Raw genomic sequence first — 13,336 nt, 5'->3', positions numbered from 1 at the left:
CTCACTTGGCTGCGATGGTCCGGCGGATCGCGGCCAGGACCAGCGGGCGCATCATCGCATAGCCGGCGGGAGTCGGGTGGACGCCGTCGCTCGCCAGCCCCGGCTTCATCGCGCCTTCGGGTGTGGCTAGCGCGGTGTAATAATCGACATAGGTGAAGCCGTTCTTCGCCGCATAGGCCTTCAGCCAGCTGTTGAGCGCGCGAATCTGCGGCACCGGCTGCTTGTCCTTGCTCCACGGAAAGGCCGCGGCGGGCGGGGTCGAGGCGATGATGACCTTGATGCCGTTCGCGCGCGCGAGGTCGGCCATGCTGGCGATATTGCCCTCGACGATCTCCATCGTCGAGGCGCCGGTGTTGCCGGCGATGTCGTTGGTGCCCGCCATGATATGGACGGCGCGCGGTTTCAGCGCGATCACGTCCTCGCGGAAGCGCACCAGCATCTGCGGCGTGGTCTGCCCGCTGATCCCGCGATCGACCAGTCCGCCAGTGAACAGCGCAGCATCCGCACCGATCCAGTTGTCGGTGATCGAATCGCCCATGAAGACCACCCGGACCGGCGTGTTCGACGCTTTCAGCTGTTCGTTCTGCGCGCGGTACCGGCACAATTGGCCGAAGTCGCGCGTGAGCGAATGCAGTTTCCATGCCTCCCATCCGGCTCCATCGGTCGGCGACGGATGCGCAGGGCAGGGGGCCGCGACGATCCCGACCGGATCGCCGGCATAGGGATCGCCCGGGACATTGGTCTGCGCGGCCACCGGTAAGGCGACCAACGTCAGTGCGGCGATGCAGACTGCGCGGATCACTTCGAAGAGACGATCTGGACCAGCGATGCGGTGTCCTGCCCTGTCGGCAGCTTGCCCGAGGCGGTCAGCCGCCGGGTCTTGTCGTCCCAGCGCAGCATCGCCTTGCGACCTCCCTTGGTCCGATAGTCGTTGGTCACGCCGTCATCGTCGTACAGCGCGAAGCTTGCGTCCGCGCCGGGATAGACGCGGATGCTCTCCAGCGCCTGCGCGGTCGCGGTGCTCGGCACCTGGACGCCCATCGGGATGATCGACCCGGCGCGCACGAACAGCGGGATCTTGTCGATCGGCGCATTCGCGGTGACGGTCTGGCCACCGGTAAACCGCTGGTTGGTCCAGTAATCATACCATTCGGCACCGGCCGGCAGATAGACCGGGCGGCTCGTCTTGCCCTGTTCGGTGACTGGCGCGATCAGGAAGGCCGGGCCGAACATATATTCGTCGCCCATGTCGGCGACGTTGGGATCGTTCGGGAAATCCATGAACAACGCGCGCATCATCGGCGCATTGCTCTCGTACGTATGGCGACCGAGCGAGTAGATGTACGGCATCAGCGAGTAACGCAGTTTCAGGAAGTTCGCGAGGACGGGCTCGGCTGCGGTGCCATATTGCCAGATCGCGGTGGCCGGGCGCTGGCCGTGGATCCGCAAGGTCGGCGTGAACACGCTGTACCCGAACCAGCGCGTGAACAGCTCGGGATAGTCCGCGTAATCCGGCGCCATCGCGGTCGCGCCCGCAGGGTCGAGCAGCACCGGACGCGTCGACTTGGGCCCGTTCGGCCATTGCCAACCACCGATGTCGCTACCCCAATAGGCCATGCCGCTCGCGGTGAAGCCGAGCCCCGCGGGGACCTGCCGGTGCAGCGCTTCCCAGGTCGACTTGATGTCCGACGACCAGAACAGCCCGCCGTTGCGCTGGGCACCGAGATACGCCGCGCGCGACAGGATCAGGTTGCGCATCGTGGGACGGTCTTTCGCCGAGCCGTCCGCGACGCTCATCGTATGGAGCAGCGGGAAGACGTTGTGATAGCGGTCGCCCGAGCCGATCGAATAGAAGCTGCCGTCGGGCACGAGATCGGGCTCGGTCTCGTCGAGCCAGAACCAGTCGAAGCCCTGGCTGGCGATGTTGTCGCGGATCCGTTCCCAGAACCAGTGGCGCGCATCGGGATTGGTGCTATCGAGCAACGCGCCCGCGCGATCCGACCGGATCGGCAGGCCGTCGACGACGTTGCCGTCCTTGTCCTTCAGCAACCAGCCCTTGGTCGACAACAGGTCGAAATACCGCGATTCCTTCTCGACGCGCGGCCAGACGCTGATGATCGAATGCATCCCCATCGACTTCAGCTTGTCGTTCATGCCCTTGGGATCGGGGAAATAATTCCGGTCGATGTCGAGCTGGCCCATGCGCGACCAGTAGAACCAGTCGAGCACCATGATATCGAGCGGCAGCCCGCGGCTGCGATACCCGTTGGCGACGTCGAGCAATTCCTTCTCGGTCTCGTACCGCGCCTTGCTCTGGATAAGGCCGAACGCGGCCTTGGGCGGCAGCGGCGTGGTACCGGTCAGCGTCGCATAGCCGGCATAGATCTCGTCGGTAGTGGCGCCGGTGATGACGAAGAACGAGACGCGCTCGCCGACCTCCGACTGCCAGTGTGTCGAACTATGCAGGCCGGGGGAAACGACGGTCGAGGACGGGTTGTCCCAGACGATGCCATAGCCCTTGTTGGTGACCATGAACGGTACGCAGACCGTCTCGCCCGCGGGCGCGTCGTAATTGTGGCGGCAGTCGATCGTGCGGCCGCGCAGGTCGAGCTTGCCCTCCTGGTTCTGGCCGAGCCCGTAATAATGCTCGTCGGCGGGCGAGGCGAAGCTCGCGCCGACGCGGAACGTCTTCTCGCCGTTGACGGTATGCGGCGCCATTTCCCAGCCGGTCATCTGCGTCAGCATAGTGCCGTCGGCCTTGCGGATCGTCACCGACACCGGCGGCAGCGACGGCGCGAAATAGCGCTCCATCTGCGTCGGCGCCTTGGGCCAGGGCTTTGCATCGACCGAGAGCGATAGTGCGGCAGACGCGAAAACGTCGGCGCCTGCGTCGTTACGATGCGTCCACCCTGCGGCATCGGGCTTTGCGTTGGGGCCATCGCCGGGTGGCGCATCGACCTGTCCGCGGTCGGTGGCGATCGTCACGCGGACGATGTTGGGCGCATAGACCTCGACCGAGACGAGACTGCCGTTGCGATCGACGGTCGCGATCGGTGCGGCGATCGCGGCGGTGCCGAGCGTTGCGAGCGAGACTCCAACGGTCAGCCGTGCGACCAATCGCAAAGGCCAGCCCAGTCGCGACGTGGTGCGGGACTGGTCAGACGATTGCGCGTCGATACGGGCTGGGGAAATGTACATCTAAATCCTCTCCACGGGTCTATGCCCTGACGATAGCGCTATCTTCGCCGGTACGGCAATTTTGTCGTATAATTGCAGATACGGCGCGCGGATCAACCGTATTCCGCGTCAACGCAAGGCGAAGGCCCGGATTGGCCACTTGTCGGGCGTCGTTATTGGAGCAGCGCCACGCCGTACGGCGGAAGGTCGAGCCGATCGGTAGAGGCTCTGCCGCTCAGAATATCGTGTTGCTTGCCTGCCAAGGCCACACGAGCAGGCGCGGTGTTCGTGTTGACGTACAGCGTCCGCCCATCGACGACGCGCGCGACCACGCCCGGCGGAGTGACCGGGCCACGCTCGATTCCGAGTTCGGTATAGAGCGATCGCACGAGCGGATCGGGAAACGCGCCTTGTGCGGCGGTAGCGAGGTAGATCGCGCGGCCCTTGCCGAAGCGGTTGACCGTGACCGCCGGGCTGGGCTTGGGCGTGTTGGTGAACATCGCCAGCGGTTTGGCCGTGCTCGGTTCGAGCACCTCGTAAAAGGGATCGCTACCAGTCTGCTCCTTGCAGTCGAACATGATCTTCAGCGGTTGCTCGGCGCGGTAGAATTCGTTGGTCCGCACGCCGAACACATCGGTCAGCCGACCAGGCAGCGGCGTCTCGAACCATTTGCCGGTTTCGTCGACCTTGGCGGAATAGCCGGTCATGATCACCGTCCCGCCGTTCGCGACGTAGCGCCGCACCGCCTCGGCGGTTTCCTTGTCCATCAGTAGGCGCTGGGCAGGATCACGAGCTTGTAGCGGTCGATCGCGTCGTGGCCGATGTCAATCACCGCGGTGTCGATATTGTCGACGAACAGCGGTGCGAGCGCGGCCTTGGCCTGGTCGGGATAGCTGGTCTTGAAATATTCCTGCATCGTGTTCGGCCCCGGCGGGGGCGAGGTCAGCTAGTTGGTCTGGAACGAATAGGCGATCGCCACCTCGGGGTTGCGGTAGCGTGGGAAGCCCATCGTCTTCAGCTTGGCGAACTCGCTGGCGATCTGGCCGAACTCGCCGACCTTCCACGATGGGCGGCCGTCATGGTCGACCAGCCCGAACAGGGCCTGTTCCTTGCCACCGCTATGCGAGTTGAAGGAAGGTTTGCGCATAATAGATCAGCCCGAAATAGGCCCACATCCGTGACCGGCCCGGCGTGCCGTAATAGCCGCCACCGCCGGCGGTGAACTCGTTCAGCCACATCGGCGTATCGTGGCCTGCGCGGTTGCGCGACACGTCGAGCGCCGCGCCTAATGGCTCGCCCGGATAGAAGCCTTGGCCGCATAGGTCGAGACCTTGTCCCACGACCGTAGATAATCGAACCCCTTGGTCCAGGCGTCGGGCCAGAAGTTCGACGCGACGGGCAGGTTGGGCGCAAATTGCTTGCGCACCGCTTCGAGGTCGGTGAGCGCGCCGATCGTGTCGTCGGACCAGTAGCGGCGAAGATCGAGATTGCGCTCGTTTGGCCCCGGACCATTGCCATAGGGTAGGTCGACCCCGTCCCAGCTGTTGATCCGACGCGACCAGCGCTGCGTCGCCCAGGCGGTGTTGAGTGCAGCGATCGTCCCGTATTTCTTCTGCAGCCAACCGACGAAGCGTTGCCGATCGGCCGGCGAATACGACATCTGGCCATTGCCGATCTCGTTGGTGTAGCCGATCGCGATCACCGCGGGGTTATGGGCGTAGCGCTTGAGCATCTGCTCGGCGAGCCGCCGGACGAGGCGGCGATAATCGGGATCGCTGATATTGTCCCAATAGCGCGTCGCCGCATTGCGGCGGCCGCCGTCCTGCGTGACGAGATCGACGCCGGGATATGTCTTGTGCAGCCAGGTCGGTGCCGGCTGGCCGGGAATGTCGAGGAGCACCTTGATCCCGGCGGCGTGCATCTGATCGAGGATCGCGTCGAACCATTCGAAGGTGAAATGGCCTTCCTGCGGCTCGAACGAATCCCACGACAGACCGCCCATCCGGACCATGGTGAAGCCGGCCTTCTTCATGATCGCGACGTCCTGGCGGATCTGTTCGGGCGAACGATCGATCGGCTGGTAGCAGGTGCCGACGAACAGGTCGCCGTGGCCGGGCCAGTCGGGATGCCCGACGGCACTCTGCGCCTGCGCTGGAACGATGCCGGCAAGCGGAACAGCCAGCGTAGCCGCCGCAAGCATCGCAAACCGCAGGGCGCGGATCAGGGGGTGTTTCAAATAGCCTCTCCAAGCTCGTATTCGATCGACGCGCACATCGTGCACGTGCGGTATTTCTGGTCAGGCGAAATCGATCGCGAATGCGCTCGCGTGTCGCGTCGGCAAGGTCGCGGGCAGATCGATCACCAGAGCCTGTCCGGTCTGGCGAAACGCGATGTCCCCGGGGCGGCCGAGCAGGCGCACCCCGCGTACCCGGCGTCGTTCGTGCGGGTTGGGTTGGGCGAGCGACGTGATTACGGTCTGCCCCCGAGGCGTGCCGAGCGTGATCGCGTACAGCGTCTCGCCCTTCGTCGTGAAGCGGATGTCCTGCGGCGTATAACTCGTTCTTTCCGCAAACGCGCCGGCGGCGGCGGTGGTCGGACCCTTGCCATAGATCTTCCACGGGCGCGTACCGTGGATCGCCTCGCCATTGGCGGCCATCCACGGCGCCAGACTGTCAACAGCCGGTCGGATTCCGCGGGCAGGCTGCCGTCGCCGTGCATTACGACGTTCAGCAGCAGGTTGCCGTTCTTGCTGACCACATCCGCCAGCATCGCGACGACCTCATCGGTGGTCTTGTAGGTGTCGGTCCGGTTGAAGAACCAGTCGCCGTTCGAGGTGTCGGTCTGCCAGGCGTGCGGATTGATGCCCTTCAGCACGCCGCGCTCTACGTCCTGCACCGCCCAGTCCGTGCTGAACGCGCCCGAGCCCGTATCCTTGCAATTGTAGACGGCGTCCAGCTTTCCGGTACGCGCCATGCTGCTGTTGAAGAAATGCGCGAGCAGCGAGCGTCCGACCTCGCCGAACGGCAGGCCGCCGTCCGAATACAAAAGGTCGGGCTGGTAGCTGTCGATCAGGTCGCGGATCCGGTCGAACCACAGCGCGTGATATGTCGGGTTGGTCGTGTACCAGCTCGCGGGCGTGTTGATGAACGGCTCGTCGCGGTTGGTATGGTAGAGATCGACATAGCGCGGATCGGCGCCGTCATAGGCGACCCCGAGCTTGGGCCAGAACTGATCGTAGAGGTGGTTGGGATACCACCAGCTATAGCTTGCGCCGAGATGCTCGGACACGCCGAAGCGCAGCCCGCGCCGGGTGGCGGCCGCCTTCCCTTCGCCGACGATGTCGCGCTTCGGGCCCATCGCCACCGCGTTCCAGCGGTAATGCTTGGACCGCCACAGGTCGAAATTATCGTGATGCACGCCCATCGAGACGAGATAGCGCGCGCCGGCGGCGGCATAGCGCGCGGCGAGTGCGTCGGGATCGAACTTCTCCGCGCGCCATAGAGGGATGATATCCTTGTAGCCGACCTTGGAGGGGTGGCCGTAGGTCTTGACGTGGTGGTCTTAATGCGGGTGACCGGGGACGTACATGAAGCGTGCGTACCAGTCGCCCTGGCTCGGTACCGCCTGTGGTCCCCAATGCGCCCAGATCCCGAACTTGGCGTCGCGAAACCAGTCTGGTGCGCGATAACCGGCGAGCGACTGTGCGGTGGAATCGAACCGGCCGGGCGTTATGGCGCGATGGAAGAGAGGCGACGGTTTCGTCGCCGCCGGCGATGCGGCGGCACCCGACAGCCCGCTCAGACCCAGCGTCGCTGCTAGCGGTGCTCCCAGTATCTCGCGTTTGCTGAACGTCATTACGCTTCTCCCCACACGCGGTTTCGACAGTCCGGAAAGAGCGTCGATGGAATTACGCCATTGTTACGAAGGTCGGCGTTTAAGTCCTACAATTACAATTTGATACGCTACCTTGCTGGAAGCCTACACCAGCATCGCATGTCAGTTTAGGACCGATTTGGTCGGATATTGACGTAATTCGACGAAACAACTTCGAGTATCGTCATTTCATGTGCGACATTTTTGCCATCATATTTGATGAATTGTCCGGGTAAATCGAATTAGCATATAAATGATCTAAATCATTCGCTAGGCGCCGCGGACGATACGGTAGCGGCGTGGCCGCGCACGATATCCAAGAGTGAACCGCGGGCGGTCCGTAAGGATCAGACCTGCTGGGAGGAGAGTGTGATGAAGCGTTCCAAGATTAGCGTTGGCAGCATCAAGGGTCTGAGTACGACCGTGTCGCTGCTAGCACTCGTGATAGTCGGTTCGGTAGCGCAGGCGCAGGTCGCGGCACCGCAAGATGGCGCGCCCGCGTCGGTTGCGGACGCTCAGCAGACCAGTGGTACTGCAGCCCCGAGCGCCGATCAGGGCCAAGCAGTCGATACCGCGCCCGTCGCCGCAGAGGCGGGCGATGACATTGTCGTGACCGGCGTCCGTGCGAGCCTTCAGTCCGCCCAGAATATCAAGCGCAACTCGGCGCAGATCGTCGACTCGATCGTCGCCGAAGACATCGGCAAATTGCCCGACCGCAACATCGCCGAAGCCCTGCAGCGCATCTCGGGCATCCAGATCCAGCGCAATTTCGGCGAGGGCAGCTCGGTCGCGATCCGAGGGCTCACGCAGGTCCGCACCGAGCTGAACGGTCGCGACATCTTCACCGCGAGCGGTTCGAGCAACGCGCTGAGCCTCGAGGACGTGCCGTCCGAGCTGCTTGCCGGGATCGACGTCTACAAGAACCCGTCGGCGGACCTGATCGAGGACCATCTCAGCGGCACGATCAACTTTCGTACGCGCAAGCCGTTCGACTTCGACGCCTTCAAGATCTCGGGTTCGGCGACCAACACCTATTACGACCTGATCAAGAAGAGCCAACCGGCCGCATCGCTGCTCGTCAGCGATCGCTGGAATACCGGCATCGGCGAAATCGGCATGCTGGCGAGCGCGTCGTATCAGAAAACCAATTTCCGCCAGGACACGATCTCGACCGAGCCGTTCTACACGCTCGACGAAAGCAATCCCGGTGACGCCGCGACCGCCGCGCTGCTCGGGCGGACCGGCCAGACCACGACGCTGCCGCATGGCACCGGCATCGGCGAAGTGTTCGGCGACCGCCGTCGCCTCGGCATCGACGTGTCGCTCCAGTGGCGCCCGACCGATACACTGGAGTTCACCGGTGAGGTGTTCCGCAACGATTACAAGCTGCGCTCCTATGGCTACAGCTATTTCGCGTACACCAGTGGGGCGTCGATCACGCCGCTGGCCGGCGCGCCGTTCACCTATGCACCGAACGGCGATTTCCAGAGCGGCACGTTCACCAACGTACCGATCGGCAACAACACCTCGCTCGGTTCGCGGCATTCGGTGACGACCGATTATTCGCTCAACGGCAAGTGGAAGCCGACCGCCAACCTGACGATCACCGGCGATCTCCAATATGTCGATTCCAAGACCGACAACCTGAACTCGATCGTCGGATTGAGCGGCGTCGCCACCACGTTGACGCAGGACATCTCGGGCGAGATACCGTCGTTCCAGATCGCGTCCGCCGATGGCCTCGCGAACCCCGCGACCTACAGCAACGGCTTCTACCTGGATAACCTCAACAACTCGAAGGGTACCGACAAGGTCGGCCGCCTCGACGGCGAATATCGCTTCGACGGAGGTATCCTGAGCTCGATCAAGGCGGGCTTCCGGTTCGCGGATCGTCGTAACCGGACCAGCGATACGGGCTATCGCTATACCGGGCTGACCGGCGCTGCGACCAATCTCCGTTATGTCGACCTCAGCGGCTTCTTCCGCGGCCAGGCCGATCTGTTCGGCGACATCCAGGCGTTCTCGCTGCCGACCGTCCTCGACTACGACGCCACGCGAGCGTCGCTCGGCATCGCGACCACGCCGAGCTATGTGCCGAGCGGGACCAACACACAGGCACAGAAGACCTATACCGGCTATGCCGCGGCGTTCTTCAAGGCGGACGACCTGCCGGTGCCGATCGACGGCAACATCGGCGTGCGCGTGGTCCAGAGCAAGGTCGCGGTCTCGGGCTTCTACCAGCAGGTCGACCTGATCACCGCGCCCGACGGCACCCAGTCGACCGCGGCGCCGACCTTCACCGAGGTGAACGAGGCTACCAAGTACACGTCGGTTCTGCCCAGCCTTAACGTCCGTGGGCGTCTGACCGACTGGCTTCAGCTGCGTTTTGCCGCGTCTAAGAATATCTCGCGCCCGAACTTCAACCAGCTCAACCCGAGCCTGACGATCACCGAGCCCGGCACCGCGCAGATCGACCAGCAGCACGTCACGTCGACCGGCAATCCCTATCTCAAGCCGATGAAGTCGACCAATTTCGATGCCTCGCTCGAATGGTATTTCGCCAAGAGCGGATCGCTGACAGTCGCGGGATTCTACAAGGATATCTCGAACTACATCCAGACGGTCATCACGCCGCGTGACGTAACCTTTACCGACGGCGTCACCGCTACCTACGACGTGACCACCTACAGCAACGCCGCCAAGGCCAAGGTTAAGGGTGCCGAAGTCGCGTATCAGCAGTTCTTCGACTTCTTGCCGGGGCCGCTCGCCGGCCTGGGCGTGCAGGCGAACTTCACTTATGTCGACTCCGAGGCGCCAAGCCCGGCCAGCGACGGTCCGGTGACGCAATTGTCGCTCGAGGGGCTGTCGAAGTATAACTACAACCTGATCGGCATATACGAGCGTGGGATCGTATCCGCGCGCGTCGCCTATAACTGGCGCAGCGAGTTCCTGGTGACGACGTCGGCCAACGGCACCGGCAATCTGCCGCAGTTCCAGAAAGCGTCGGGGCAGCTCGATGCGTCGATCACCGCCAACGTGACCCCGCATCTGTCGCTGACGCTGAACGGGACCAACCTCACCAATACGGTGCGGTCGACCTATTACGGCATCACCACCCGGCCGCGCGATTCGATCATGAGCGACCGCCAGATCAGCGGCGTGGCGCGGATCACCTTCTGATCCGGGAACGCTGGACGTCAGGGCTGGGCTCGATCTTCGGATCCGGCTCAGCCCCTGACGGGCAGGGAATGATAGACACGGTTATGACAGGGCCGCTGGCTTCGGATACGCAAGCGTAAAGCACGGCCGCCATATGCGCGCTTCGGAGGGGGGAACGATGAAGCAGGACCAGCCGACGACTCGGATCAGCCGACGCCTGTTTCTTGCGAATGGTGCAGCGCTTGGCGCGGTGGTAGGTCCGGCTCAAGTCGCGCGCGCCACAGTGCGTTCCGCCGAACCCGATGCGGGGGCACTGCCTATGCCGGCGACGCGCGATGCTCTGCCGCTACGGGCGCCGGTCGAGGATCCGGGCCGGCTGCTGCTCGACGGCGGCTGGCGGTTTCATCTCGGCGACATACCGATGCCCGAGATTCGCGGGCATGGCTGGTCCTACAACAGCGCGAAGGCCGGACAGGCACAGGGTGCCGCGGCCCTATATTATGACGATTCGGACTGGCCCAAGGTCGCATTGCCGCACGACTGGGCCATGGCGATGCCCGTCGCCGAAAGCGCCAACGTCTCACAAGGCTATCGCCGCCGCGGTTTCGGATGGTACCGGCGCGCGCTGCGGCTCGATCCGCAGGATCACGGTCGGTATCTCGAAATCCAGTTCGGCGGGATCGCGACGAACGCGACGATCTGGTTCAACGGATCGGTCGTGGCGCACAACTGGAGCGGCTACAATTCGGTGTATGTCGATATCACCGATCTCGCACGCTATGGCGACGATCTGAACACGATCGTCGTGCGCGTCGATGCGCAGACGATGGAAGGCTGGTGGTACGAGGGCGCAGGGCTGTACCGCCACGTCTGGCTGGTGAAGCGCGATGCCACATACATCACCACCGATGGTATCCATGCCGATCCGCGCCGCGGACCCGACGGCGCATGGTCCGTCCCGGTCACCGCGACGCTCGGCAATATCGGCAAGGATGCGGCTAACGTTTCGATCGAAGCGACGCTGATCGATCCCGACGGCCGCGTGATCGCGACGCAAACTGCCGGCGGGAGGGTGGCGTCGCTCACCCCGACCGACGTTGCGCTCACTCTCCCGGTAGCGGTTCCCCGACTGTGGTCGGTCGAGACGCCGACGCTCTACACGCTGCGGACCAAGCTGATTCGCGCCGGAAAGACGGTCGACGAGCGGACGCTCCGGATCGGCTTCCGTACGCTGCGGTTCGATGCTGCGACCGGGTTTTACCTCAACGACCGCCCGCTCAAGATCAAGGGGACGTGCAACCATCAGGATCATGCCGGCGTCGGCGTTGCAGTGCCCGATGCGCTGTGGGACTGGCGGCTCCGGCGGCTGAAGGATCTTGGCTGTAACGCGATCCGGTTTTCGCACAACGCAATCGCGACCGAGGTGTTGGATGCCTGCGATCGGCTGGGTTTCTTGGTGATGAGCGAGAACCGCAACTTCAACACCAGCCCCGATTACATGGCGCAGCTGCAATGGCTGGTCCGGCGCGATCGCAACCGGCCGAGCGTCATCATGTGGTCGGTCTTCAACGAGGAGCCGATGCAGGGTACGCCCGCCGGCTATGAAATGGTCCGTCGCATGTCGCGGACCGTCAAGGCGCTCGACGACAGCCGCCCGGTGACCGCGGCGATGAACAGCGGGATGTTCGCGCCCGTCAACGTCAGCCAAGCAGTCGACCTGGTCGGCTTCAATTATCAGCGCGACCAGTATGACCGGTTCCACGCCGCCAATCCGACGCTGCCGATGATCAGTTCGGAGGACACGTCGAGCTTCATGACGCGGGGCGCGTGGAAGACCGACCGGGCCGCGCACGTCATGGCGTCCTATGACGAGGAGCCGGCCGACTGGGGCAGTACGCACCGCGCCGGCTGGAAATCGATCGCCGAGCGGCCCTTCGTCGGCGGGACGTTCGTGTGGACCGGGTTTGACTATCACGGCGAACCGACACCGTTCGAATGGCCGTCGGTCAGCAGCTATTTCGGGATCATGGACCTGTGCGGGTTCCCCAAGATGGCCTTTTATCTCCACCGCGTGCAGTGGATCGACGACGTGCCGCTGCTCGACCTGATGCCGCACTGGAACTGGTCAGGCCGCGAGGGCCAGCCGGTCAAGGTGATGGCGCTGACCAACGTCGATACGGTGCGGCTGCTGCTCAACGGTACGGTGATCGGCGAGCAGGGGGTCGATCGCTTCACGATGCCGCAGTGGCAGGTCCCCTATGCGCCGGGCCGGCTGGAGGCGATCGGCTATCGCGGTAGGCGCGAGGTCGTGCGCAGCGTGGTCGAGACGACCGGCGAGCCGGTCGCGCTTCGGATCACACCCGATCGCCGTATAATGGCCGCCGATGGCGAGGACGTGCAGCCGTTTACAATCGATGCGATCGACGCGCGCGGGCGCCATGTACCGACCGCCAACCTCCCCGTCGTGTTCGCCGTGACCGGGGGCACGATCATCGGGCTCGGCAACGGCGATCCGATCAGCCACGAGCCCGAGCAGGGTGACGGGCGCGCGCTGTTCAACGGGCTAGCACAGGTCATTGTTCGTGCCAGGCAGGGCGGGGCAGGGGCGCTGTCGCTCAAGGCAACGTCGGCCGGCCTGCGCAGCGCGACGACCACGCTCCGCCTGCTGGCAACCCCGCCCCGGCCGAGCGTGCCGACCACCGCGGCGACGCTCATGCTGCAGGACTGGCGGCAATCGCCCGCGTTCGCGACCCGGCCATCGCCCAATATCGTGCTCGCGGACAACGACATGAACAGCTGGCTGTTCGTGCGGGCGGGCCAGATTCAGCCGGCGCAGGGTCAAGGAACCTGGAGCGTGTTGCGCGCGAAGGTCACGCCGCGTCGGCCGGTGCGGGACCGCGGCGGTAAGCTGGTCTTCCAGGGCGTCGTCGGTCGTGGCGAGGTCTGGATCGACGGCAAGCGCGTCGGGACGAAGGCCGGGTTCGCACCGGGGACGGTCGTTGTGCCGATGCCTGCGGGCGAAGGCGAACGGATCGTATCGGTTCTGCTGGAAAGCAACGGCACGCAAGCGTCGGGGCTGGGGGGCATCGTATTCGTAGAGGAATGACGCGGTGCGCCTGCGTGCGTC

General features: G+C 64.2%; 10 protein-coding genes and 1 pseudogene. 2 read left to right on the top strand and 9 right to left on the bottom strand.

Translation table 11 applies throughout. The features are described from left to right. Position 1: 1 nt before the first annotated feature. The 9 genes and pseudogenes from C8J46_RS17400 to C8J46_RS17385 form a co-directional block, all read right to left on the bottom strand. Positions 2–802 carry an SGNH/GDSL hydrolase family protein gene (locus C8J46_RS17400; protein ID WP_132741795.1) on the bottom strand — a complete coding sequence of 267 codons (801 nt, stop codon included), beginning with the start codon at positions 800–802 and terminating at the stop codon, positions 2–4. Beyond that, a complete protein-coding gene (locus C8J46_RS17395; protein ID WP_132741793.1) occupies positions 799–3,198 on the bottom strand; it encodes a glycoside hydrolase family 31 protein in 2,400 nt (799 codons plus the stop codon). The genes C8J46_RS17400 and C8J46_RS17395 overlap by 4 nt, the downstream gene beginning before the upstream one ends. 152 nt (positions 3,199–3,350) lie before the next feature. Continuing rightward, entirely contained in the window at positions 3,351–3,944 is a 594-nt protein-coding gene (locus C8J46_RS21295) for a beta-galactosidase trimerization domain-containing protein (protein ID WP_243643479.1), read from the bottom strand. After that, positions 3,944–4,093 (bottom strand): hypothetical protein, encoded by a 150-nt coding sequence (locus C8J46_RS21290; RefSeq protein ID WP_243643478.1) that lies wholly within the window; start codon positions 4,091–4,093, stop codon positions 3,944–3,946. Before C8J46_RS21290 ends, C8J46_RS21295 begins: the two co-directional genes overlap by 1 nt. Positions 4,094–4,123: 30 nt before the next feature. After that, the gene (locus tag C8J46_RS21285; protein WP_243643477.1) at positions 4,124–4,324 is read right to left on the bottom strand and encodes a hypothetical protein; all 201 of its coding nucleotides are present in this window, start codon (positions 4,322–4,324) and stop codon (positions 4,124–4,126) included. Then, a complete protein-coding gene (locus C8J46_RS21280; protein WP_243643476.1) occupies positions 4,296–4,448 on the bottom strand; it encodes a hypothetical protein in 153 nt (50 codons plus the stop codon). Before C8J46_RS21280 ends, C8J46_RS21285 begins: the two co-directional genes overlap by 29 nt. 14 nt (positions 4,449–4,462) lie before the next feature. After that, the gene (locus C8J46_RS21275) at positions 4,463–5,413 is read right to left on the bottom strand and encodes a beta-galactosidase (RefSeq protein ID WP_243643475.1); all 951 of its coding nucleotides are present in this window, start codon (positions 5,411–5,413) and stop codon (positions 4,463–4,465) included. 60 nt (positions 5,414–5,473) lie between these two features. After that, the gene (locus C8J46_RS21270; protein WP_243643493.1) at positions 5,474–5,680 is read right to left on the bottom strand and encodes a hypothetical protein; all 207 of its coding nucleotides are present in this window, start codon (positions 5,678–5,680) and stop codon (positions 5,474–5,476) included. After that, a pseudogene (locus tag C8J46_RS17385) lies at positions 5,647–7,032 on the bottom strand (alpha-L-fucosidase). Before C8J46_RS17385 ends, C8J46_RS21270 begins: the two are co-directional and overlap by 34 nt. A gap of 390 nt (positions 7,033–7,422) precedes the next feature. Between C8J46_RS17385 and C8J46_RS17380 the strand changes: the two are divergent. Beyond that, positions 7,423–10,230, top strand: coding sequence for a TonB-dependent receptor (locus C8J46_RS17380; RefSeq protein ID WP_132741791.1), 2,808 nt, complete (start codon positions 7,423–7,425; stop codon positions 10,228–10,230). Positions 10,231–10,387: 157 nt separating this feature from the next. After that, positions 10,388–13,315 (top strand): beta-galactosidase GalA, encoded by a 2,928-nt coding sequence (gene galA / locus C8J46_RS17375; protein ID WP_132741789.1) that lies wholly within the window; start codon positions 10,388–10,390, stop codon positions 13,313–13,315. Positions 13,316–13,336 lie beyond the last annotated feature (21 nt).

Origin of the sequence: Sphingomonas sp. PP-F2F-A104-K0414, assembly GCF_004340945.1 — a bacterium.
Lineage (GTDB): Bacteria > Pseudomonadota > Alphaproteobacteria > Sphingomonadales > Sphingomonadaceae > Sphingomonas.
This window is presented reverse-complemented; position numbering and strand designations above follow the sequence as displayed.

Bases quoted from the DNA above. Each gene is read 5' to 3' on its own strand.
- C8J46_RS21285 (WP_243643477.1), bottom strand. From the start codon at position 4,324: ATGCGCAAACCTTCCTTCAACTCGCATAGCGGTGGCAAGGAACAGGCC.
- C8J46_RS17395 (WP_132741793.1), bottom strand. From the start codon at position 3,198: ATGTACATTTCCCCAGCCCGTATCGACGCGCAATCGTCTGACCAGTCC.
- galA (WP_132741789.1), top strand. From the start codon at position 10,388: ATGAAGCAGGACCAGCCGACGACTCGGATCAGCCGACGCCTGTTTCTT.
- C8J46_RS17380 (WP_132741791.1), top strand. From the start codon at position 7,423: ATGAAGCGTTCCAAGATTAGCGTTGGCAGCATCAAGGGTCTGAGTACG.
- C8J46_RS21295 (WP_243643479.1), bottom strand. From the start codon at position 3,944: ATGGACAAGGAAACCGCCGAGGCGGTGCGGCGCTACGTCGCGAACGGC.
- C8J46_RS21290 (WP_243643478.1), bottom strand. From the start codon at position 4,093: ATGCAGGAATATTTCAAGACCAGCTATCCCGACCAGGCCAAGGCCGCG.